Here is a 23160-nt window from a genome sequence, read left to right as displayed (position 1 = left end):
TATGTTGCATGTCGAGTCCGATTCAGTAAACGCAGGGTTGGGCAATGCCAAGCTATCGGAATATTAGTTTCGCCACAGCAGCCAGTGTGGCGGATGTACTGCAATATGGCTCGGAAGTGGTCGTTCGCGGCAAGCAGACTCGCGAGCTGATCGAAAGAGTGACAGTTCTTGAGCGACCGCTGGAACGTTATCTATTCCTACCGAAACGGCATAACGATGTGTTCGCCCAGTTTGCTGAAACAATGTGGGTATTAGCCGGTCGCAATGATTTTGCCTGGCTGGAAGGTTACCTGCCGAGGGCTGCCGAGTATTCGGATGATGGTCATACCTGGCGCGGAGGCTATGGGCCTCGGTTGCGGCATTGGTCTGGCAACGTTGACCAGATTGACGAAGTGCGAAAGTTGCTTCTCGCCGATACGGTAAGCCGGCGAGCTGTAATGGTACTCTTTGATCCAGGACAGGATTTCGTCGATTCGCAAGACATCCCCTGCAACAACTGGCTGAGCTGGATTGCGAGGGATGGCAAGCTGCATTTGAGCGTGGCCATCCGTAGCAATGATGCGATGTGGGGATTCTCCGGGGTCAACTCCTTCGAATGGAGCATCCTCCACGAATTAATGGCCCACTGGTTGGGTCTGGAAGTCGGCCGGGCATCGTATTTTGCCACATCTTTCCATTTGTACGATCGGCACTACGAACGCGGCCGACAAATGGTTGAGCAGTTCCATGATCTTACACCATATGACTTCGGGGTTAAGCGTCTACGCTTTGAAACGTCCTGGGACGAATTCCAGACAAAGCTCGATCAGTGGTTCAGTTTGGAACGAGTAATCCGGGCCAATCCAACTGTTTCCCTCTTTGGTCATGGTCGCACGGGTGATCCATTGCTCGATAGCGGGCTCGCGCTGGTTCATGTGCGTTGGGCGCACGAACGCTGGGGTATTGACCGGCTAAAGAGCGAACTCGCCGGGCTTCCGGCGGATGACTACGCAGCGGCGATGTATGATCAGCTTGGGCGGACATATCCGGCTTTGCGAGATGATATACCCCAAGTTCCAATCGCAAACTTCTTCGATGCGTGCAGCAACCGCACGACCAATCGCCCCGATGACTTCAAAGCCGCAATCAAAAGTCTTCACTCAATGAAAGACCGGGCATACGGAAGCTCGTGGAAGCGTCGCGGAGAATTGGTCAGTATCCTTCCGAATATCGCCCGGAAATCAGACAGGTTGGAAACGTTGGTGTCGACCGGTGCCGTCATGAAAGGCGAGACCATGTTGGATACTGCGGTCGATCTTCTCGTCTATGCGGAGAAATACCGGTTGTTTTTGGCCGAGAGCTTGGCGGACGGAATTTTGCTGCCGGTGGGAGTACCACAGCCTTTGAGCAGTCACGATGTCAATTTTAACGCACTCATCGATGGGCTCGACCTCGAGCCGCCTGACCAACAATTCCAAGAGCTTGTTCAAGACATCGTCGGTCATTTCGACACATGTTGGCGGGCAGCAGAAGCCAACACGGGAAAGGACCACAGATTGATCCAGGCAGGCCATCTCGCTGCGGCGGCCGGCCGTCTAGTAGCCAAGGTCCTGAACGAAGATCAGGTCTCAGCGGCAAAATTCGTCAGGGCGGAACTTATATCATGAATGCAGAAGATCTCGCGAAACTCAAAAAGAAGCTGCTCGATGAAGTAGTAAACCGCCCACAGCCATCCAAAGTAGCAATCGTTGGATGGACACCGACCGCCATTGAATTGGCGAGTGAAGCAGTCTTTTCGCTGGGTGCTATTGTGCTACTCGGTATCTTTGCTCCCTTGGCAAACACTGGCAGCGCGTCCGTCAAACCTCTGGACATGCTCGCCCACGAAAGCCCGGATATTGTTCTGATTGCGGAAGATGCAGGAAAGGAACTCCTGCTGGAAGCGGTTGCCGAGTTGGTTCCTCCCGGTACCAAGCTTCTTATTGGTGGATTTTCACATTTTGTATTCCGTGATCCCGTTTTTGACCGAATTCGACAGGAGAATTTTATTCCGTCATTCGCGAATGGATACCAAAACTGCTTGATCCACATCTATCAATGCCTTCGAAACGCTCATCGCTTAGGCCTCAAAGGCGCGGTGGCCGAATTTGGGATGTTCAAAGGCGGAACCACGATGCTTATTTCGAGGTTTATCGAAGAAATAGGCGCTGACTGGAAAGTATTCGGGTTTGATACTTTCAGTGGTTTTCCACCAAGGCGTAGTGCGCTCGATATGTACGCTCATCCCGATTGCGTCTTTCTGGACGTCGATATGGTCAAGGCGGTATTTGCCGGGCGAAACGTAGAAGTTGTCGAAGGAGATGTGGTCCGGACGGCGTCGCGACTCGGTGATCAGGACCTTGTACTGTCTTTCGTGGATACTGACAATTTCACCTCGGCAAGGGCAATTATTCGTGTCATAGCTGAGCGCACGTTGGTAGGTGGCGCCATTGTATTTGATCATTGGACCGGTCACGACCGGCATCTCGATACGATCGGTGAACGAATAGCGGCAAAGGCACTTGCCGCTGACGATCGTTATTTCAACCTCCACGGTACTGGAGTATTCTTGAGGCAACGATGAACAAGTTCGCAACTCACAGCATCCGCCGTTCGCCCCCGAAGCCGAGACGCGGGGTTTATGAACTTTACTGGACTTTTGCTTCCAGACGGCAAGCAGCCTTTGAAGCTCGTCTAGCGGGCAAGAGCTGGCCATGGTCAGACGATCCGATCCTGCAAACTTTCAAGTTCTGCAATGTGTTTCGAGCTGCCGATCGCGTCTCCCAATTCATGATACGCGACGTTGCCTATGCTCAGGATCTCGAAAGCACGGCTCGGGATCGCATCTTCCAGATTGTTGCCTTTCGTACATTCAGCAATATCGAGACATGGCGTGGCATCACGGCAGAATTAGGTGGTCCGCCACGCATTGAACACCTTCGGAATGGCGCGTTTGAGAAAGCTCTGGATCGGGTAAAGGCTGTTAACGGCGGATTATATACCGGGGCGTTCATTCTTTGCGCCAACAAGGCTTTCGGCTTTGATGAAAAGCATCGCAACCATGTCGCTCTTTTCAAGCACATGTTCCTAGAGCAGGCTTGCGCTGAACGCGTGTTGCAACTTCCATCACTCGAGGCTGTTGTCGGACTTCTACAAAGCTTTCCGCTGATGGGACCGTTTATGGCCTATCAGACTGCCATCGACCTCAATTATTCCGATCTCGTTCACTTCAGCGAGAACGACTACACGCAGGCTGGTCCGGGCGCGTTGCGCGGCTTAAAGAAGGCTTTTACCGATCTTGGCGATTTCAGCCCGGCAGATACAATTTTATGGATGGTGGAACAGCAAGACGATGAATTCGCGCGGCTTGAATTGCCATTCAACGGGCTGTTTGGGCGAAAATTACACGGAATTGATTGCCAAGGGCTGTTTTGCGAACTGGATAAATATTGCCGTGAAGCCGTACCTGAGCTTGCCAGCGCCCGCAGCCGTATCAAGGCCAAGTACAATGCCGGCAATAGCGATATGAGTCTGTTCTTTCCTCCCAAATGGGCCCTGCCGTCAGGCGGCTTGGTGAAATCCACTGGCGCGTCGACAAATCAGCATGTCTCAACTTTGAAACAAGCCGATCGGAAAGCTCCCAAAGGAAGTAAGCGCGATAACGATCGCGAGCTTTTTGCTGTAGCTGATTTGTTTGGCTAGTCGGTCCACCGGGCACGGAATCTACGCCAAAGTTATTGCCTGCGATAATACGAATTCCAAGCAAGCTTGATATCAAAGAAAGACCATTCGCGGCGGCGTCCATAGGCCGGGCTTGAGCGGCTGAAACATTCATTGAGATGGGTTTCGCGCTGAAACTTCATGAACCATGCGGATGATTTTGGCTTGCCGCGCGGCGTCGGTTCGATGTTGCAGATAATGCCGCTATGCGCCCAAAGGTCGTGCGGATTAGAGATCGAGGCCGGATCGGCAAGGTAGCACCGAAGCTTGCGCAGGGTGGCCTCTTCGGGTGACTGCTGAAGCTGGTTCCGAAGTTCGTCGACGGCGAGAACGGCACCTTGCTTTGCGGCCTCCGTCAACATCTCGCGCAGTTGAACGTTGGTCAGCACGACGGCCTGGAGGACTTCCATGGGCAATGACTTTCATCGGTAGGATTGGGCGATCCGATATGACCGCAGTTCATTGCCGCACAACCAGAAAATGACGTCAAGGATTAGACGCCGAGTAGAGCGCCGAGCTTTTCAGTGACCGGCCGCATCGGATCCACTAGGCCGAGGTCATAGATCATCGTGGTCTCAAGGTTTCCCTTGTGGTCAACGTAGTGGGAGATGGCTTCGTGTGAGACGCCCTGCCCTGCTAGCATCAGCGAAATCGCAATACGCTTCAGGTCATACAGTTGGAAATACTCCGGCACGTCCGGTAAAGCTTTGAAGCGCGCCAGCCCGCGACGGAAGTTGTCGCGCGGCTTGGACTCATCGGTATGCGACGGAAACAGAAGCTCACTTTCAGGCCAGCGAGCCCGCTGTGCCTTTACCATGCCGGCCACCCGAGCATGGATAGGTACCGAACGGTACGCATACTCATAGACCGAACGGGATAACTTGATGCCCTTGGTATTGTGCTTGTGCCATATGAGTTTTTCGAGGTCGAAATGCTCGAATTTGGCCGTGGCTAGGTCGCTCGGCCGAGCCATGGTCAGGAACAGGATACCCATCAGGTTGCACAGTTCCAGCATCTGGTCGTTGGCGGCCACTACCGCCGCCTTGGCGAGGACTGCATTCCGCTTTTGAAAGCCGATGAGACCTTCGATCTCAGGCACGGCGTCCAGGACCGGATAGAAGATGTGGGCTGCAATCTGGCGGATCTGTTCCGTAGAATAGTCGCGGCGGCGGCGAATGACCTTTTGCAGCCGAATTGGATCACAGGGATTCCGCATGTCGACCAATTGCATGCGGTTTGCCCAATTAAATACTGCCCTGATATGCTTCAATGCGTCGTTGTGGCTGGATGGCGCTGTGAATTGCTTTTGATAGCGTTCAATGTCCAATGGCTTGATCGACGCGAAAGAGCGATCGGCGAACATTGTGCCAAAGTCGGTATAACTTTTCTTGATATTCTGGCCGCGTTTGGACGCCGTTTGCGGCGCTCTCTTTCGCCAGTTCGCTACGTATAGTGCGAACGCATCCTGGTATCCTGCCGATAGCGTATGAACGTAGCTTTGCCAATACTGGTCAATTACGGCGCGAACAGTGAGCAGTTCGGTATCTTCAGCCTTCGACTCCGCTGGTGTATCCGCATCAGGATTCTTGCCCGCCTCAAGCTCCTTCAGCCGTTCGCCAACGAGCAGCCGAACAGATGCTACACTCACGTTGGCGGGAGTGCCGAGAATTTTCCGATAGCGCTCGCCCTTGAACCGATAGTCGTGAATGAACGAGCGTCTTCCCAGATTGGTGACTCTCAGACCCAGGCCAGAAACCGAACCATTACGGGTACGTCCGTCGATTCCGACGGGATGATCCCAATAAAACTCCTGCCGTCTTCCGGACTGGCAATTTAGTGTCAGAACCACGGAGTCGGTCAAATATAGTTTCGGCATTCTGCGTCACTTTCGTGTCACCAATTTATAGCATTGGTGACGCAAGAAATGAAGTAATGACGACTATAAAAATAGAAAAAATGACGCAATTACATATCGCTGGACATATTTCCTGACAGTCGAAATATGCCCATGAGCGGCTCCGAAGGAAGGGGTCATGCGTTCGAATCGCGTCGGGTGCGCCAAGTTTTTCAATACTTTGCACGATATGCTCTCTATCCAATCGTTCCAGTGTCACCTTTGCGTCACCACGCTCGCCTCTCACCTTCAGAATGTGATTGGAAATTCTTCGTACGAAAACCAGAAGCCAGCCCAAAACCTAGGCTCTTTAAGGTTCTCCGTGTTGAAATTGTACGCTGAGGAGATCATTCAAGGCCTCGATCTTGCCCTCAGCGAGGAATTTATCAGCGGCCTGCTGCATCGCCTCGATGGACTCTCCCCAAGGCTCTGCACTCTGCGCCAAGACCGTCTTTTTACCATCGCGTTCATATAGTTGCCATTCCTGTGTGGTCGTTTCCCCTCCGCTTTCAACCCTATAGCGTGAGCTCGAAACCAGAGTTGAAGCAATGTTGACGCTTGGGTACAGCACTCCATCCTTGGCAATGCCATACACGCTAACGACCAGCGATGATCGCGGTTTACGCGAGCCTCGCAGTAGCAAGCCAAGTCCCGCGCCGATTAGCGCCGCCCACATGAATTCGGAATACATTGCCGACAATAGATATGTTAGCGCTGCCAGGACTGTAATAAAGATCAGCGGGATGGAGCATCCACGAGGCACCGCATAGGCTTTCCAAGGAGCGATTACGAACACCTTACCGATAGCCTTGCCGCCGAAGCTGATCTCGACTGAGTAATCGCCAGTTGAAAATTCAGCAACTGCGACATACTCCCATAGATGGCGCAGAGAGGTGAGTTGCTTCAATTCGATCGAGGCATGCTGCTCGGCAACCTTATCTCCGATCGTCGGCGGCGGCGACAAGGCTATTCCATGTGCGGCGTCAGAAGCGAAACGCCAGTGTCGCTGGCCAAGACCGATATCGCTTAGACGTTCAGCTGCCTCGTCACTGATTGCAATGAGACTAGCTTGCCGCTTCAAAGCGAGGCAGGCTTCAATTGCATCCGCTATAGCCGCCGTGAAGAAGCTGGGCGCCCCCTGTGGCGCATATGCCTCCTGATCATCGGCGGTGGCGGCGAGGACGGTGATCAATCCGCGGTCAGTCTCGAAGAGTTCAGAAAGGTTCGCCTCCGTCAATCCTAAGGCTGCGCCGCTCGCACCGGACATGCAGCAATCCAGCACGAGAATAAGATGGCGCACGCGCGCATCGGCGGCAACATCGACCAGCTTAGCAACGGGAAAAGCGGTCTCAGCAAGCCGTTCCGGGCGGGTTCCGGGAAAGGCCAACATTAACTCGTCGCCGGCTACAATGCCGTGGCCACTGAAGACAAGGAGCAATATCTGACCGGCGGCCGCGTACACGCTGTCACCCAGCCAAGACTCAAATGCCGCAAGTTCGGGATTGGCGCACGTTGCAGCAGTGACTCCGCATTGAGCTAAGACTGCGTTTAGCCGCGTCAAATCATGCTCCGGGGCACTTAACCGCGGCAGATGCGAGTAATCCCATACGCCGACCAAGGCAGCAGCGGTCATGACGCGTTGGAACGGCATCTCGCCGTCGCCTTCAGCTAATTTTAGGGGCGCTACCTTCGGGACCGGCATAATGCTCATCCGCATGTGTAGCCAGCGCAGAAACATCTCCCGAAGCACTTCGATCTTTACGGGATAAGTACTCTCGTCAATCTCGAGGGGTAGACCTTTACCGCGGGCTTCTATGACGAGTTTCGAGGACTTAAAGCCGCCTTGGTTAATGACGCTCTCTATTCGAACAGCGGTCACATCGGACCAGATATAGATTTCGACTCTCTGGTCGTTGCGGTGCCCTTTGCTTAATACAAACCCATCGATGTTGAAGAGCAGAAAGTGGATCCTTCGATCATGGGAAAGGGTCTCAACGAGAGCGGGAACAACGAGAACAAATGCCACTATCACCGCGGCCATGAGGCTGAGTTTAGAGTCATCCGAAAAAATAATGAAAGCAAGAAATGTGAGAAACGCACCGCCAGCGATGCCGCGGAACCAGCCAACGGCCACCTCTCGTTTCGTCACCCTGACGATTTCCGCGCCCTCTTCCGGAGGCAGCGGTTGGTCCTTGCCCGCGAACTCGGCAAGTCCGCGCAATTTGCTGTATCCGTCTTCCGCGCCAGTCATGCGCATCACTATCTTAGCAAGTGTACGCTCGGCTCTCGCCTCCGCGGCATCGCCAATCCGTGCATCAACCGAAAAGCCCGGATTGCGACTTAGGGCAAGACCAGCGACGGCCTTGCCCTCTCGCAGACCGGGCCAAAATTGCTCGGAAAGCTTAGCGTAGCGCATCTTCGCTTTGATCCAGTCGACGATATCCGCTGGGGTCACATGCTGCTGTGTCTCAGGGCACCCGGCACCAGCACGAAGACCTTCGATCAGCAATCCGGTAAACAACCCCGAATCGCTGGATTCGTAGGCTAGTTCGCGAGCACGCGCCGAATAGATGATGGCGAGAGCCGATTGCTCCGGAGGCGGCGGTATTAAGGGCTGCTCACCTCGTGCCTTTAGCGCCGACTTCACCTGACCGAAAGATCCTGCAAAACAGGTGTCCAAGACCAAGATGCCACGCAATCCCGGCCGCTCAGCGATCAGCAAATGCAAATCACGTTCGGAGAATCCGGTTGTGCTGAGCCTGTCGATGCGGCTATCCTGGCAGGGAAAGATGAGACGGCCTGAGGATTGTGGATAGGCATGGCCCGCCAGAAACAGGACGAACTCGTCCCCCTCCATCATCCCGGCGAGGAAAGCTGACAAGGCGGCGCGGAGCATATTATGTGTAGGCGAGAGCAGCAGCCGCGTTTGCTCCGGATCGACGCTCCCAATAACCGGATCGGTCAAAGTGGCAAGAATTGCTTCGGCGTCCTTCTCCGCCGCTGGCAAAGCGGGAATTCTCACGTCCGCAAACTGGCCCAACCCAATGACGAAGGCCTTGCGCAAAAGATCAGCCTTTCGACAGAGCCTCTCTCAACGTTTCCATAGCGGTATCGACATCGTCTGATGCGACCTCTATCTTGACATTGCCGACGCTTAGCTTAACCCGGCGTGCTTTTTCGAGCTCCGCCCGCCCCTGGAAGTAGCTACGGATAGCGGCAGCAATCTGCTTAACAATTGCCGCGATCCCGGCGCCGCCGCCGACCGCGACCAGCAGTGTACTGAGTTCTGCCACGCCTTTGGCCTCAATGACGACGGCGTTGATCCCCTGTTCAGAAAGTCGATCGTGAAGATCTGTCCCTTCCTGCGCTTCAAATTTGATCGTTGTCAATTCTACCCCCGCGTGAAATTGGTCAATGTAAATCTACAGCCCAGCGTGAAATTATCCAAGGAATTTCCTGCCACCCATTTGAGCTTTCACGCCAACCAATTCCTGTGGGCACGGCAGCTATGTTAGCCGATGCGATGATATCGACCCCCCTGGTTATGCTTGAAAGCTGAAAAACTTCGTATTCAAATCGTACACATTATCATACACATTGACGTAAAATAACAAATATTATATAGTAATAACAGCAACTTACCTATCACCGTACAGGACTTAAAATCCCTCGACCTTTGGTTGTACGGGTTCGACCCCCGTCGTCCGCACCAAGATCAAGTTCCATTAAAGTCCAAACGAAAAAGGCGCAGCTTTCGCCGCGCCTCTCTCAATGATGTGAAAAGATCGAATTAAGCGGTGAGCTTCGCAGCGATCTTGGCGACGTGGGCGCCCTGGTACTTTGCTGCTTCCAGTTCGATTTCGGAAGGCTGGCGCGAGCCGTCGCCGTTGGTGATCGTCGAAGCGCCGTATGGCGAGCCGCCCTTGACTTCTTCCGTGCCCATCTGGCCCTGGAAGCTATAGGGCAGGCCGACGACGGCCATGCCGTGGTGCAGGAGCGTCGGAATGAAGCCGAGGATGGTGGATTCCTGGCCGCCGTGCTGCGTTGCGGACGAGGTGAAGACCGACCCGACCTTGCCGACGAGCTTGCCGCCGAACCAGAGGCCGCCGGTTTGATCCCAGAAATTGCGCATCTGCGAGGCGACCGTGCCGAAGCGGGTGCCGGCGCCGACGATGATGGCGTCATATTCGGCCAGTTCGTCCGGCGTTGCGATCGGAGCTTCCTGATCGAGCTTGAAGTAGGAGGCCTTGGCGACTTCTTCCGGAACGAGTTCCGGCACGCGCTTGACGGTGACGTCCGCGCCGGCGGACTTTGCACCTTCTGCGACAGCATAGGCCATCTTCTCGATGTGACCGTAAGCGGAATAATAGAGAACCAGAACCTTAGCCATGAGAACGTCTCCCGTTTGTTGGACGCGTTGAATGTCGAGGAATGTTGTATCAGCGATGCGACAGGGGCGCAGCCCCCGCGCTCAGAACGCAGTGTTCATCCTGTGTAGACGGAAATTCACTTGCAACATCTTGTGATGACCAGCGCCCTAGCAAAAGGAGCGTTTGCATTCGCCGCAAACAACGCTACCTATCTCGAACCTTTTTCGAACGCGCCGACTGCGCATTTTCCTGGATGTCTTCATGTCGAACGAAACCATTGTCACAGCCGCCATGCTCGCCATCGGCGACGAATTGCTCTCCGGCCGGACGAAGGACAAGAATATCGGCCACCTCGCCGACGTGCTGCTGCTGGCCGGCATCGACCTGAAGGAAGTCCGCATCGTGGCCGACGACGAGGATGCGATCGTCTCAGCGCTGGACGCTCTGCGCGGTCAGTATGACTATGTCTTCACCTCTGGCGGCATCGGCCCGACGCATGACGACATCACCGCCGATGCCATCGCCAAGGCTTTCGGTGTGCCCTGCGAGCACGATGCCGAGGCCATGCGGATCATGGGCGAAATGTATGCCCGGCGCGAGATGGAATTCACCGAGGCGCGCCAGCGCATGGCTCGGATGCCCGTGGGATCGAAGCATATCGCCAATCCGGTGTCGACCGCTCCGGGCTTCAACATCGGCAACGTCTATGTGATGGCCGGCGTGCCGCAGGTTTTCCAGGCGATGCTCGACAACGTCATCCCGACGCTCAGGACCGGCGCACGCATCCTGTCAACAGCAATTTCCTGCCCCTATGGCGAGGGCGAGATCGGCACGCCGCTTGGCCTCATCCAGAAGGCGCATCCCGACACCAGTATCGGCTCCTACCCGCGCTATGTCGGCCAATTCTTCTCGACGGAAATCGTCGTCAGAGGCCGTTCCGCCGAGCTGGTCGAAAGTGTCGCAGCGGAAGTGCGCGCGATGATCGAAGCCATCCGACAGTCGAAAGCGACTGCATAATTCCTTCAATCGGGATCGATTTAAGGATAAAATTATGCAGCAGACCTAAAGTGCTACAGCGACCTTTGCGCGTCATATATGATGCGCGGCGCTGTATGGAAAATCAGTCTGCTGAAGCCTGACATTCAACGAGGGCGTGCACTTTCGAGGGAACCCTAAGGCTATTCCGAACATTATTTTATAGCGGAATGCTGATATCATGATCCGATCCAACCCTTCCGCATGGGAGATCTCTTCATGTCCTACAAAACGATAGTGACCGTTCTCGATAATCCCGACAATACGCGCATCGCTGCGGAGTTTTCGGCAGCGCTTGCAAAGGAGCACGGCGCCTATGTCGTCGGGCTTCATGCGGAAATCGTCTCGACCGTGCCGCTGGTGGCGCCGATGGAGATTCCTGACCCCGTCGCGGTTCAGGCGCTTCAGGATGTCGCCCATAATCAGGCGGTCGAAATCGAGCGGGTGTTCCGCTCCAAGATGGAACGCGCCGGCCTCGCCTATGAATGGCACAGCTTTACCAGTACGGTCGGCTATGGCACCGAACCGCTGATCGAGAGCGCGCGCAGCGCCGATCTCCTGGTGGCCGTGCAGCCCGACCCGTCGAAATACGCCGACACGCAGGTCGATGTCGAAACCTTCCTGTTCGACAGCGGCCGGCCGGTCCTGCTCATCCCCTACATTCTCAAGGAGCCGAAGCCCGTCCGCCGCGTGCTGATCGCCTGGAACGGCTCCAAGGAAGTGGCCCGCGCCACCTTCGATGCGCTGCCTTTCCTAAAGGCCGCGGATTCAGTCGAGATTCTTTCCGTCAGCACGTCGGAGAAAGACCCGCATCCCTCCAAGGAAACCGGTGTCCAGATTGCCGCAGCGCTGACGCGTCATGGCGTTCGCGCCAGGTTCGAAACGGCGGCGTGCAGCGGTAAGTCGACGCCGTCGCAAGTGATTGAAAACCGGCTGGTGGACGACAGTATCGATCTGCTGGTCATGGGCGCCTATACGCATTCCTGGCTGTGGCAGATGATCTTCGGCGGCACGACGCGCACCCTGCTGCAATCGATGACCGCGATGACGCTGCTGGCCCGCTGAACGGCTGAAAGCTCAAATCCTGTGGCAACCGGTGCAAATGTGCACCGGTTGGCCGCTTGGCAGCTATTGCCTTTTGCCCGTAAATCCAGCAGAAAGCAGCGACCGATGACAGAATTCCCGCCAGGGAACCGTTCGCGCGGTCGAAGGAGCATGATCCCGAAAGCCATGGCTTTCCCCGGATGAGATCCTGTTCAAGCAGATAGCAAGCGAATCGCGTTCCGGATTTGGTTCTTGGTCCGCGCCCGCCGCGGGGTCTGCTCAGGGTCGCCGGTGCTGCCGGTGTGTTATTATTCCATGCCCCGGAGCTTTCTGCCATGTCCCTGCCCGATAAAGCCTTTCCCGTATCCTGGGATCAGTTCCATCGCGATGCGCGCGCGCTTGCCTGGCGGCTTGCCGGCCTCAACCGTGAATTCAAGGCAATCGTCTGTATCACCCGCGGCGGCCTGGTGCCGGCCGCCATCATCTCGCGCGAGCTCAATATCCGGCTGATCGAGACGGTTTGCGTCGCCTCCTATCACGACTATTCCAGCCAGGGCGAAATGAACCTGCTGAAGGGTATCGCACCGGAATTGTCCGTCAATGGTGGCGAAGGCGTCCTCGTCGTCGACGACCTTACGGATACCGGCAAGACGGCCCTCGAGGTCCGCGCCATGCTGCCGAAGGCGCATTTCGCCTGCGTCTATGCCAAGCCGACTGGTGTGCCAACCATCGACACCTTCATCACCGAAGTCAGCCAGGATACCTGGATCTACTTCCCCTGGGACATGGGCTTCAGCTATCAGGAGCCGATCGCCAAGGGTCATCGCGGCTGATCTCCAGTGGCCAGCAGCGCGAATCAGTCACGATCCGTGCGCCCTGGCGAAATATGATTCGAATAACGGTAATAGAGGTGGGCGCTGCGGCGCCCACTAGATTTAGTAGGCCTCCTAAGGGCGAGAAAGCGTGAGATTCAAGGCGTTCCGCGCGAATCATGATGCTCCACGGCATGAATTTGCTGCCCTGCCAATGGCATCGAGGTCACGGTCACATTTTTGTCGCTTTCGACTCTGCCAGTGATGATACTTGCTGCGTCAACGGTCGCACAAAGGGCGAGCATCCCTCCCCAAGCTCTTGAATCTCTTGCTCTACTGGCGTTTCCCCAATTTCCACAGGCAAGCCCACAAGATATTGTGGTTAACAATCCCTAGCAAACCACCCCTTGACGGAATCGGGTCTTTCAAAGTTAATGGACGACGTTGCGGCGGCGACTGGACCAGGCGGGTTTACGAGGGCTGGTTCTCATTTCGAAATCGGATTTGGATTCAAGGCGGTTCACCCTAGCCGGTGACCGCCGAGAGGGTTTTTGTGCCGATATCGATGCTGCCAAAAAATAGATGCGGGGACTGGCGGCAATAAGCTGTTAATACTATATTTAGTGTTTGCAGCCACCATCACCACAAGATACAGGAAAGACATCTCCGGATGACACCTCCTGTCAGAAAGCGGATCAGAGACTGGCTGCGCGTTGAATTCGCGATGCCGGAATGAGAATATCTGCGCCCAGTTTTCTTGCGGGCGCGCACCAACGAATGAAGGATTGGGACCATGCGCATCGAACGTCGTTTTACGAAGGCCGGCCAGTCACCTTATGCGGAGATAGAGTTCCGCAAGGCGACGAGCGAGATCAAGAATCCTGACGGTTCGATCGTGTTCCGCCTCGAAAACATCGACGTACCCGCGCAGTTCTCGCAGGTTGCCGCCGACATTCTGGCACAGAAGTATTTCCGCAAGGCCGGCGTCCCCGCCAAGCTCAAGAAGGTTGAGGAAAACGACGTTCCTTCCTTCCTGTGGCGTTCCGTGCCCGACGATGCCGCCATGAAGGATCTGCCCAAGGATCAGCAGAGCGGCTCGGAAACTGATGCGCGTCAGGTCTTCGATCGCCTCGCCGGCACCTGGACCTATTGGGGCTGGAAGGGCGGCTATTTCTCCTCCGAGGAAGACGCATCGGCGTTCTGCGACGAGCTTGCATATATGCTCGCAACCCAGCGCGTCGCGCCGAATTCGCCGCAGTGGTTCAACACCGGCATGCACTGGGCCTACGGCATCGACGGTCCTGGCCAGGGCCACTATTATGTCGACCCGTTCACCGGCAAGCTCACCAAGTCCAAGTCGGCCTATGAGCATCCGCAGCCGCATGCCTGCTTCATCCAGTCCGTCGAGGACGATCTCGTCAACGAAGGCGGCATCATGGACCTTTGGGTTCGCGAAGCCCGTCTCTTCAAGTATGGTTCCGGCACCGGCTCGAACTTCTCGATGCTGCGCGCCGAAGGCGAAAAGCTTTCCGGCGGCGGCCGCTCTTCCGGCCTGATGAGCTTCCTCAAGATTGGCGACCGCGCTGCCGGCGCCATCAAGTCGGGCGGCACGACCCGCCGCGCCGCCAAGATGGTCGTCGTCGACATCGACCATCCGGATATCGAGGACTACATCAACTGGAAGGTCAAGGAAGAGCAGAAGGTTGCTGCCCTCGTTACCGGCTCGAAGATCGTCGCCAAGCATCTGAAGGCGATCATGAAGGCGACGGTCAATTGCGAAGGCGACAACGACGATTGCTTCGACCCGGCCAAGAACCCTGCCCTCAAGCGCGAGATCCGCGCCGCCAAGAAGGACCAGGTTCCGGAAAACTACGTCCAGCGCGTCATCCAGTTCGCCCGCCAGGGCTATACGGATCTCGAATTCAAGACCTACGACACGGATTGGGATTCGGAAGCCTATCTCACCGTCTCGGGCCAGAACTCCAACAACTCGGTCTCGATCAAGGACGACTTCCTGCGCGCCGTCGAGAATGATGGCGAATGGCACCTGACCGCCCGCAAGGACGGCAAGGTCGTCAAGACGCTGAAGGCCCGCGACCTGTGGGAATCCATCTCCTACGCCGCCTGGGCATCGGCCGATCCGGGCCTGCACTTCAACACGACGATGAACGACTGGCACACCAGCCCGGCTGCCGGCCCGATCCGCGCATCCAATCCGTGCTCGGAATACATGTTCCTCGACGACACGGCTTGCAACCTCGCCTCGCTGAACCTGATGACCTTCAAGGATGCAGCGACGAAGCGCATCAACATCGCCGATTACGAACACGCCGTCCGTCTCTGGACGGTCGTTCTCGAAGTCTCCGTGATGATGGCGCAGTTCCCCTCGCGCCGTATCGCCGAGCTTTCCTACGAATACCGCACGCTCGGCCTCGGCTACGCCAATATCGGCGGCCTACTGATGTCGTCGGGCATTCCCTATGACAGCGACGAAGCCCGCGCCATCGCCGGCTCGCTGACCGCGATCATGACCGGCATCGCCTATGCGACCTCAGCCGAAATGGCCTCCGAGCTCGGGACGTTCCCGATGTTCAAGCCGAACCGCGAGAACATGCTGCGCGTCATCCGCAACCATCGCCGCGCCGCTTACGGTGAGACCTCGGGCTATGAGAGCCTGTCCGTCAATCCGGTGGCGCTCATCCATTCCGACAATCCGGACCAGGATCTCGTTGCCCATGCCAAGGCTGCCTGGGACAAGGCGTTGGAACTCGGCGAAAAGCACGGCTACCGCAACGCACAGGCAACCGTTATCGCGCCGACCGGCACGATCGGCCTCGTCATGGATTGCGACACGACCGGTATCGAGCCGGACTTCGCCCTGGTAAAGTTCAAGAAGCTTGCCGGCGGCGGCTACTTCAAGATCATCAACCGCGCCGTTCCGGAAGCGCTGCGCACGCTCGGCTACTCCGAAAGCCAGATCGCCGAGATCGAGGCTTATGCAGTCGGCCACGGCAACCTGAATCAGGCTCCGGCCATCAACCCCTCGACGCTGAAGGCCAAGGGCTTTACGGCCGAGAAGGTCGATGCCGTCAACGCCGCGCTCAAGAGCGCCTTCGACATCAAGTTCGTCTTCAACCAGTGGACGCTCGGCGCTGACTTCCTGAAGGGCACGCTGAAGGTTTCCGACGAGCAGATGGCCGACATGAGCTTCAACCTGCTCGACCATCTCGGCTTCTCCAAGAAGGACATCGAGGCTGCGAACATCCACGTTTGCGGTGCGATGACGCTGGAAGGCGCGCCGTTCCTGAAGAACGAGCACCTCGCCGTCTTCGATTGCGCCAATCCGTGCGGCAAGATCGGCAAGCGCTATCTCTCGGTCGAAAGCCATATCCGCATGATGGCGGCAGCTCAGCCATTCATCTCGGGCGCCATCTCCAAGACGATCAACATGGCCAACGAAGCAACCGTCGAGGATTGCAAGAACGCCTACATGCTCTCCTGGAAGCTCGGCCTGAAGGCGAACGCTCTCTACCGCGATGGCTCCAAGCTCAGCCAGCCGCTGAACGCCTCGCTGATCGAGGACGACAGCGACGAGGATGCGCTGGAAGAATTCCTGCAGGCCCCGGCAGCCGCACAGGCCGTTACCATCACGGAAAAGATCGTCGAGCGCGTGATCGAAAAGGTCGTCCGCACGCAGGAAAAGCTGCCGAGCCGCCGCAAGGGTTACACCCAGAAGGCCAAGATCGGCGGTCACACGATCTTCCTGCGCACCGGCGAATATGACGACGGCCGTCTCGGCGAAATCTTCCTTGATATGAACAAGGAAGGCTCTGCCCTGCGCGCCTTCATCAACAACTTCGCCATCTCCGTCTCGCTCGGCCTGCAGTATGGCGTGCCGCTCGAAGAATATGTCGACGCCTTCACCTTCACCAAGTTCGAGCCGGCCGGCATCGTGACTGGCAATGACGCCATCAAGAACGCCACGTCGATCCTCGACTACGTGTTCCGCGAACTGGCGATCTCCTATCTCAGCCGTCACGACCTTGCCCATGTCGACACGTCCGACTTCAACAACACGGCGCTTGGCCGCGGTGTTTCCGAAGGCAAGGCCGACGTCGTCTCGAAGGGCCTGACCCGCGGATACAAGCCGACGCTGGTTCCGACATCGGGCGAGCGTCCGGCAGCCGAAGTCAAGGGTTCGGCAACCGCCGCCCCGGCTCGCGCCGCCTCGCTTTCGACTGTGACAGCCTTTGCCGGCAACACGGTGCGCAAGCTGGAACCGGCCGGCGCCGTCTCCACCTCCGAAGTCGTCGCCTTCAAGCGCGATTACGAAGAGCGAGCAAAGGAACTGGCCGAAGAGATTGCAGAAGAACTGGCAAGCGAAACGACGGAAAACACCGGCCTCTTCAGCGACAAGGCCGCAAGCGACGCGGCAGCCGCGAAGACCGAGGCCAAGAAGCTGGAATCCGAACGCCGCGCCCGCTCCATCATGCAGGGCTACACCGGCAACATGTGCACCGAGTGCCAGAACTTCACGATGGTCCGCAACGGCACCTGCGAAAAGTGCGACACTTGCGGCGCGACGAGCGGCTGCAGCTGAGCGCGAGAAGGTATTACTCTGGGCGGTCATCCGCCCAGTAGGAAATGCATCCCGATACCGATTACACGGATCACAAGCCTGCTAATTCGGTTTCAGTATCAGTTGGATTTTCCGGACAGAATCTGTCCGGAAAATCCAACTAGGAACAAACCAAGAATCTTGAAGAGAGGTAAATTGGAGGATTGTCGCGGTGGCGCGGCTTAGAAATACAAAAGCCGAACCCTCTCGGATTCGGCTTTTGCGATCACGAATAAGCTGAAACCATTCGTGAGGCGAAGTAACGTTCTCCACCCTGTAGCAAGGTGATTATATGGAGAGTCGCGTACAAGAGTCGAGTTGGGTTTCGGCGGTTATCAACGAAAAGGATGAGCGATGGCTCAGATTCCTAAATTCGGATTTTCAGCATTTCTGAAACTCCTTAACGCCAACCCGAAACCACAAAAACGCCTCGTGCGGGATCGATATCGGCCCAGCAAAGGTGGATACGACTACCATAAGAGCCTCAGATTGAGAGTGCAGCAGATCGCGTTCGGCGAGCTTTCCTTTCAACAGGTATTCGATTCAACGTCTGAAATTACAAAACTTTCCGAGCGGGAGTCGGCGCGGCGTGGGCTCAAGCGTTTCTTCGAATGGAAGCAGCAAAACTCAGGCCTAATTGAAACCACCAAAAGCCTCCTCTTCCCAAGCCCCAAGGGGCTCTATAAGGTGGAATTCACGCCCAACTTTCTCCTTGAAATAGAGGGGCGTCGCACTGCGGTGCATCTCTGGAATACTCAGTTTCGTCTAAGTGGCCAGTTGGTAAGAGCAGCGCTGAGCACAGTTGCGGCTCGTTATCCTCTTGAAAATAGACCTGACGATTTCGCCGTCCTCTCACTGCAGGATGGCTCTATCTATAAATGGTCGGAAGCGGATAACGAGCTTGCGCTCCTCGGGGAGAAGCTACTAGAGTTCCTGGACAATCAATTTGAGATCGCGCGGAATGAACTTGGGCTATCAATCGGTCCGGAAGCACCATCGCCGCATCTGTGATCTTTAAGTAGTCTAGCGCCAGTTAAACAAGATCTGATTGGTCAGATGTGAGAGCCGAAATCAGCTCCAGGCACTTCTGCTTGGGGCTGAAATTATTATGTAATTGCCCGCGCCCCTCGAGCCGCGCTGCACGTCAGAACCGAAATCCTTGAGGATTTCCCAAAACCCTGGCATGAGGCCCGCGAGATCGTCGCGGCGGGGATAGGTTCTTTGACGATACCCAAACAAGCTTCCGTATCAGGGAAAGCCTTGAACTATACCGCCATGGCCTCGTATCCCAATTGCCCGATTTCGGCCACGAAACCGGCGGGAAATGATCCATTTTCATTGAAATTGTTGCTGCAGCAATATGCAGCAACATTCGGTCTGCCGAGCCTCAAACCCGTCATGCACGGTGCCCGGCCTTTCGACGCATTTTATCGCTGAATCTGGCCCTTGGGGCATCGGAGATAGCAGTTCAATCGTGTGAGGCACCGCTTTGAAAACCGGCAGCGATATCGCGAGCATTCAATATCTGCGGGCCATCGCCGCAATTTCCGTTCTTTGCTTCCATGTCTGCGAAACATACGGCCTGGACTTCAAGAGCGGAGCGGCGGGCGTCGATATATTCTTCGTCATCAGCGGCTTCATCATGTGGGTTACGACCGATGGAAGATCGCTCGGCCCTCAGGAATTCATGTGGCGCCGGCTCATCAGGATCGTGCCGCTCTACTGGATTGCGACAGCGGCAACCTTCGTCGTCGCCGTGCTGAAACCGCAATTCTTCTTCGACACGAATTCGAGCATCGAGAATTTGATCGGCTCGCTGTTCTTCGTGCCCTTCATGAAGGACGAAGCCCTGCACCCTGTCGTCGAGCAGGGATGGACGCTCTCCTACGAGATGTTCTTCTATCTCGTCTTTTCGATTTCACTACTTCTGCCTGAGTTCAGGCGGCTATGGTTCCTGATGGTGGCCCTGGTGACCATCGTGATTGCGCATTACCTGCTGCCTTCCGGCTATCTCAGTGTTTTCACACAGCCGGTCATTCTCGAATTCGCCGCCGGCATCGTCATCGGGCGCCTGTGGAAACGGGGCTTTCGGCTGCCTTTTCCCGTTGCTGTCGGCTTGATGATCGTCGGGGTCGTGCTACTGGTGGCAAGCGACCCGCTGATCCATCTGGAACGGGCTGTGCGCTGGGGCATACCGGCAGTGTTGCTACTGTCGGGCGCTGTTTTCGCCGAGCGGGAACGAGGTGTGCCGCAGCTGGCATTCCTGCATTTCCTGGGGGATGCCTCCTATTCCATCTATGTCTGGCATGTGCTGACCGGCATCCTGGTCACGGCGCTGCTTTTGCGCGTCGGGGTGCCGCACGGTATGCAGCCTGTGCCCATCGCAGTGGGCTCGCTGGCCTTTGCCATCGTTTGCTACGTGTGCATCGAGCGCCCGATACAGCGAAAAATGCGATCGTCGCGCCCGCGGCCGGCCTATCGCAGCTGACGCATGAAAGTGGCCGAACAGATCTCAGCGGACCGAAATGCATCAGGCTGCAATGGCATGCAGTCGCCATAAGGATCGACAACTCGAAGAGACTTACGGCACCGCTCCGGATACTTTTGCCGTCCCATCGATAACCGGGCAGGATGGCGGCACCGGTCGATCAAACAGGACGGCAATGCCGCAATCCGAGGTGAACATCGCCTCGTCGTCATGCCCCACGCCCGGCACCTCGACGACCTTCTGATTGAGATCGGATGGATGCCGCTTCTTCATGTAGTCGAAATAGGTCAGCCCGCGCGCAAGCCGGTATGGCCCTTGTGCCATCGCCCCACAGGAGCGGTCGATAAAATGGGTGTAGGGATTGGTGTCCGCCTGCCCCAGCAGATAAACAACGTCGCGCGCCGCATATCTGCTTTCGAGAAGCTTCTGGTCCTGCGAGGCGATGTATGGCGGTGCGCCGGCGAGCCCATATCGCCACTGCGTCGCCTTCGGGCATGATTCGAGCCCCGACTGCTGATCCTGCAAGGCCGGTCGCTCATTGTCGAAATAGACATAGCTCGACGGATTGGCGACGAGATAACGAACGGCGATGCCGGCGCTCGTGAGATTTTCCGCCTCCCGTCCGACCACGGCATAGCGCTGGACCAATTGTGCTCCTGCCGAGTGCCCCATCACGACGATGGTCTTCAGCGAAGGATACAGGCGACGATCGGTAAAATGCCGCAGCAGGGCATCGAGCGCGGAGAAGGAGCTGATCGGCGCCGGCTGACGCGCGGCGTCTCCACTTTTCCAACCGTTCTGCGTCCAGGCCAGCGTCTGCGCAGACAGCGAGAAGGCATTCACATCCGGTCTTATAAGGAATTGCGGCGCGACCACCATCGTACCGTCGGCGAGATCGCCGGCCTTTGCGAGCAGCTCCTGCCCGGTTGCGTAATAGGCATCGGCGTTTCGGAGCGTGCCGTGGACTATGATCAGCACCTTCGTCACGTCAGGCGACGCCGCTTCGATCGCGTGATCCGCGTAGATCGGCAGCTCTCCCTTCCCCTCGGGCGTATCGAGAAGCAAGCGCTGATCTGCGACTTCCTTGACGGGTTCTTCGAGCCGCGCGTGTTGGGAAGTCGTATTGGCCGACTGGACTTCGCCTGACATGCCGATGGCGATCAGTGCTGCGATCGTCAGTCGGGCGCAAACCCGGCCCTGAATGCTTCTCATAATCTTCATCTGTAAAAACTCGGCTGGGACGGATGACAATGAATATAGCGACTTCCAACCAAGCGGAAGACAGCCGGCGATCCGATCAAGCGCCGATCCTGCTGGAAGCCATGCTGCTTGAACGAGCGCGTGGACGAGAATCCGTCGCCCCGGCGAAAGTTTCTCTCCCGCATGGCAGATAGGCGGACCGGAAATTGTCGCCTATGAACCTCAGTTCGCTATCGATCTCACATCTCCGCCCGAAAAGCTGCGACAGAGCGCGCAACCCGTGGCATAAGGCCCCCGAAAAACTTTCTTCGGGCCACGCGTAACCATGATTCGTATCGAGAATATCAGCAAGCAGAACAGCCATCGCATCCTCTTCATCGAGGCATCTGCGGCGCTCAACAGGGGCGAGAGCGTCGGGCTCGTCGGGCCGAACGGCGCCGGCAAGACGACGCTTTTCCGGATGATTACCGGACAGGAGCTACCCGACGAGGGCCAGGTCTCCACCGATAAGGGCGTCACCATCGGCTACTTCAATCAGGATGTCGGTGAGATGGAAGGCCGCAGCGCCGTCTCCGAAGTGATGGAAGGCGCCGGTCCCGTCAGCGCTGTTGCCGCAGAGTTGCGGGAGCTGGAAGCCGCGATGAGCGACCCCGACCAGGCCGACAAGATGGATGAGATCATCGAGCGTTACGGCGAAGTGCAGGCGCGCTATGAAGAGCTCGACGGCTATGCGCTCGAGGGCCGCGCCCGCGAAGTGCTGGCGGGCCTGAGCTTCAGCCAGGAGATGATGGACGGCGATGTCGGCGGGCTTTCGGGCGGCTGGAAAATGCGCGTGGCATTGGCCCGCATCCTTTTGATGCGTCCCGACGTCATGCTGCTCGACGAGCCGAGCAACCATCTGGATCTCGAGAGCCTGATCTGGCTCGAATCCTTCCTGAAGGGCTATGAAGGCGCGCTTTTGATGACCTCGCACGACCGCGAGTTCATGAACCGCATCGTCACCAAGATCATCGAAATCGATGCCGGCAACCTGACCAGTTATTCGGGCGACTATGAGTTCTACGAGCAACAGCGGGCGCAGAACGAAAAGCAGCAGCAGGCGCAATTTGAACGCCAGCAGGCCATGCTTGCCAAGGAAATCAAATTCATCGAGCGCTTCAAGGCGCGCGCCTCGCATGCCTCGCAGGTGCAGAGCCGCGTGAAGAAGCTGGAAAAGATCGATCGCGTCGAGCCGCCGAAGCGCCGCCAGACCGTTGCCTTCGAATTCCAGCCGGCACCGCGCTCGGGCGAAGACGTGGCCGTGCTGAAGAATGTCCACAAGAAGTATGGCAGCCGCAGCATCTATGAAGGGCTTGATTTCATGGTTCGCCGCCGCGAGCGCTGGTGCATCATGGGAATCAACGGCGCCGGCAAATCGACGCTTCTGAAGCTCGTCGCAGGTTCTACACAACCAGATGAAGGCAGTGTCGCGCTCGGCGCCAGCGTCAAGATGGGCTATTTCGCCCAGCACGCCATGGATCTGCTGGATGGAGAGCGCACCGTGTTTCAGCAGCTCGAACATGATTTTCCGCAGGCAGGCCAAGGCTCGCTGCGGGCGCTTGCCGGCTGCTTCGGCTTCTCCGGCGACGATGTCGAAAAGAAATGCCGGGTGCTGTCGGGCGGCGAGAAGGCGCGGCTCGTCATGGCGATCATGCTTTTCGACCCGCCGAACCTGCTGGTGCTGGACGAGCCGACCAACCATCTCGATCTCGACACCAAGGAAATGCTGATCGAGGCGCTGTCGCAATATGAAGGCACGATGCTGTTCGTCTCGCACGACCGGCATTTCCTGGCAGCGCTCTCCAATCGCGTGCTGGAGCTGACACCGGAAGGCATCCATCAATATGCCGGCGGCTACACGGAATATGTGGAGCGCACCGGTTACGAGGCGCCTGGCCTTAGAAGCTGAGAGTTCGCGGACC

General features: G+C 56.8%; 17 protein-coding genes. 11 read left to right on the top strand and 6 right to left on the bottom strand.

The window, feature by feature from the left end:
* Positions 1-44 precede the first annotated feature (44 nt).
* The 3 genes from ABOK31_RS05635 to ABOK31_RS05625 are packed head-to-tail and all read left to right on the top strand — an operon-like array spanning position 45 to position 3720.
* Entirely contained in the window at positions 45-1646 is a 1602-nt protein-coding gene (locus ABOK31_RS05635; protein ID WP_349958065.1) for a thymidylate synthase, read from the top strand.
* Positions 1643-2602, top strand: a complete 960-nt coding sequence (locus tag ABOK31_RS05630; protein ID WP_349958063.1) for a TylF/MycF/NovP-related O-methyltransferase — start codon at positions 1643-1645, stop codon at positions 2600-2602. Before ABOK31_RS05635 ends, ABOK31_RS05630 begins: the two co-directional genes overlap by 4 nt.
* Positions 2599-3720 (top strand): nucleotide kinase domain-containing protein, encoded by a 1122-nt coding sequence (locus tag ABOK31_RS05625; protein ID WP_349958061.1) that lies wholly within the window; start codon positions 2599-2601, stop codon positions 3718-3720. Before ABOK31_RS05630 ends, ABOK31_RS05625 begins: the two co-directional genes overlap by 4 nt.
* A gap of 32 nt (positions 3721-3752) precedes the next feature.
* Here the strand turns inward: ABOK31_RS05625 and ABOK31_RS05620 are convergent, their stop codons facing one another.
* The 5 genes from ABOK31_RS05620 to wrbA form a co-directional block, all read right to left on the bottom strand.
* Entirely contained in the window at positions 3753-4148 is a 396-nt protein-coding gene (locus ABOK31_RS05620) for a hypothetical protein (protein ID WP_349958060.1), read from the bottom strand.
* Between the two features lie 83 nt (positions 4149-4231).
* On the bottom strand, positions 4232-5599 hold the full coding sequence (locus ABOK31_RS05615) for an integrase family protein (RefSeq protein ID WP_349958058.1): 1368 nt from the start codon (positions 5597-5599) through the stop codon (positions 4232-4234).
* Between the two features lie 343 nt (positions 5600-5942).
* Positions 5943-8696, bottom strand: coding sequence for a caspase family protein (locus ABOK31_RS05610; protein WP_349958057.1), 2754 nt, complete (start codon positions 8694-8696; stop codon positions 5943-5945).
* A 4-nt stretch (positions 8697-8700) separates the two neighbouring features.
* Positions 8701-9021, bottom strand: coding sequence for a hypothetical protein (locus tag ABOK31_RS05605; protein ID WP_349958055.1), 321 nt, complete (start codon positions 9019-9021; stop codon positions 8701-8703).
* Between the two features lie 401 nt (positions 9022-9422).
* Positions 9423-10022 carry an NAD(P)H:quinone oxidoreductase type IV gene (gene wrbA, locus ABOK31_RS05600; RefSeq protein WP_349958053.1) on the bottom strand — a complete coding sequence of 200 codons (600 nt, stop codon included), beginning with the start codon at positions 10020-10022 and terminating at the stop codon, positions 9423-9425.
* 241 nt (positions 10023-10263) lie between these two features.
* Between wrbA and ABOK31_RS05595 the strand changes: the two genes are divergently transcribed.
* The 7 genes from ABOK31_RS05595 (at position 10264) to ABOK31_RS05565 (ending at position 19999) form a co-directional block, all read left to right on the top strand.
* Positions 10264-11019: a competence/damage-inducible protein A gene (locus ABOK31_RS05595; RefSeq protein WP_174174504.1), complete on the top strand. Its 756-nt coding sequence runs from the start codon at positions 10264-10266 to the stop codon at positions 11017-11019.
* 237 nt (positions 11020-11256) lie between these two features.
* Positions 11257-12102 (top strand): universal stress protein, encoded by an 846-nt coding sequence (locus ABOK31_RS05590; RefSeq protein ID WP_349958052.1) that lies wholly within the window; start codon positions 11257-11259, stop codon positions 12100-12102.
* 314 nt (positions 12103-12416) lie between these two features.
* Entirely contained in the window at positions 12417-12914 is a 498-nt protein-coding gene (gene gpt / locus ABOK31_RS05585; protein WP_349958050.1) for a xanthine phosphoribosyltransferase, read from the top strand.
* A 772-nt stretch (positions 12915-13686) separates the two neighbouring features.
* A complete protein-coding gene (locus ABOK31_RS05580) occupies positions 13687-17493 on the top strand; it encodes a vitamin B12-dependent ribonucleotide reductase (RefSeq protein ID WP_349958049.1) in 3807 nt (1268 codons plus the stop codon).
* Between the two features lie 372 nt (positions 17494-17865).
* The gene (locus tag ABOK31_RS05575; protein WP_349958047.1) at positions 17866-18522 is read left to right on the top strand and encodes a hypothetical protein; all 657 of its coding nucleotides are present in this window, start codon (positions 17866-17868) and stop codon (positions 18520-18522) included.
* Positions 18523-18732: 210 nt separating this feature from the next.
* Entirely contained in the window at positions 18733-18948 is a 216-nt protein-coding gene (locus ABOK31_RS05570) for a hypothetical protein (RefSeq protein ID WP_349958046.1), read from the top strand.
* Between the two features lie 52 nt (positions 18949-19000).
* Positions 19001-19999, top strand: a complete 999-nt coding sequence (locus ABOK31_RS05565; RefSeq protein WP_349958044.1) for an acyltransferase — start codon at positions 19001-19003, stop codon at positions 19997-19999.
* Between the two features lie 93 nt (positions 20000-20092).
* Here the strand turns inward: ABOK31_RS05565 and ABOK31_RS05560 are convergent, their stop codons facing one another.
* Entirely contained in the window at positions 20093-21211 is a 1119-nt protein-coding gene (locus ABOK31_RS05560) for an alpha/beta fold hydrolase (RefSeq protein WP_349958043.1), read from the bottom strand.
* Between the two features lie 313 nt (positions 21212-21524).
* Between ABOK31_RS05560 and ABOK31_RS05555 the strand changes: the two genes are divergently transcribed.
* The gene (locus tag ABOK31_RS05555) at positions 21525-23147 is read left to right on the top strand and encodes an ABC-F family ATP-binding cassette domain-containing protein (RefSeq protein ID WP_174174493.1); all 1623 of its coding nucleotides are present in this window, start codon (positions 21525-21527) and stop codon (positions 23145-23147) included.
* The last annotated feature ends 13 nt before the right edge of the window (positions 23148-23160 follow it).

The organism is Rhizobium sp. ZPR4, assembly GCF_040215725.1.
Classification (GTDB): domain Bacteria; phylum Pseudomonadota; class Alphaproteobacteria; order Rhizobiales; family Rhizobiaceae; genus Rhizobium; species Rhizobium rhizogenes_D.
This window is presented reverse-complemented; position numbering and strand designations above follow the sequence as displayed.

Coding starts and splice junctions, on each gene's coding strand:
- ABOK31_RS05555 (WP_174174493.1), top strand. CDS start 21,525: ATGATTCGTATCGAGAATATCAGCAAGCAGAACAGCCATCGCATCCTC.
- ABOK31_RS05590 (WP_349958052.1), top strand. CDS start 11,257: ATGTCCTACAAAACGATAGTGACCGTTCTCGATAATCCCGACAATACG.
- ABOK31_RS05580 (WP_349958049.1), top strand. CDS start 13,687: ATGCGCATCGAACGTCGTTTTACGAAGGCCGGCCAGTCACCTTATGCG.
- ABOK31_RS05630 (WP_349958063.1), top strand. CDS start 1,643: ATGAATGCAGAAGATCTCGCGAAACTCAAAAAGAAGCTGCTCGATGAA.
- ABOK31_RS05620 (WP_349958060.1), bottom strand. CDS start 4,148: ATGGAAGTCCTCCAGGCCGTCGTGCTGACCAACGTTCAACTGCGCGAG.
- ABOK31_RS05595 (WP_174174504.1), top strand. CDS start 10,264: ATGTCGAACGAAACCATTGTCACAGCCGCCATGCTCGCCATCGGCGAC.
- ABOK31_RS05625 (WP_349958061.1), top strand. CDS start 2,599: ATGAACAAGTTCGCAACTCACAGCATCCGCCGTTCGCCCCCGAAGCCG.
- gpt (WP_349958050.1), top strand. CDS start 12,417: ATGTCCCTGCCCGATAAAGCCTTTCCCGTATCCTGGGATCAGTTCCAT.
- wrbA (WP_349958053.1), bottom strand. CDS start 10,022: ATGGCTAAGGTTCTGGTTCTCTATTATTCCGCTTACGGTCACATCGAG.
- ABOK31_RS05560 (WP_349958043.1), bottom strand. CDS start 21,211: ATGAGAAGCATTCAGGGCCGGGTTTGCGCCCGACTGACGATCGCAGCA.
- ABOK31_RS05635 (WP_349958065.1), top strand. CDS start 45: ATGCCAAGCTATCGGAATATTAGTTTCGCCACAGCAGCCAGTGTGGCG.
- ABOK31_RS05575 (WP_349958047.1), top strand. CDS start 17,866: ATGGCTCAGATTCCTAAATTCGGATTTTCAGCATTTCTGAAACTCCTT.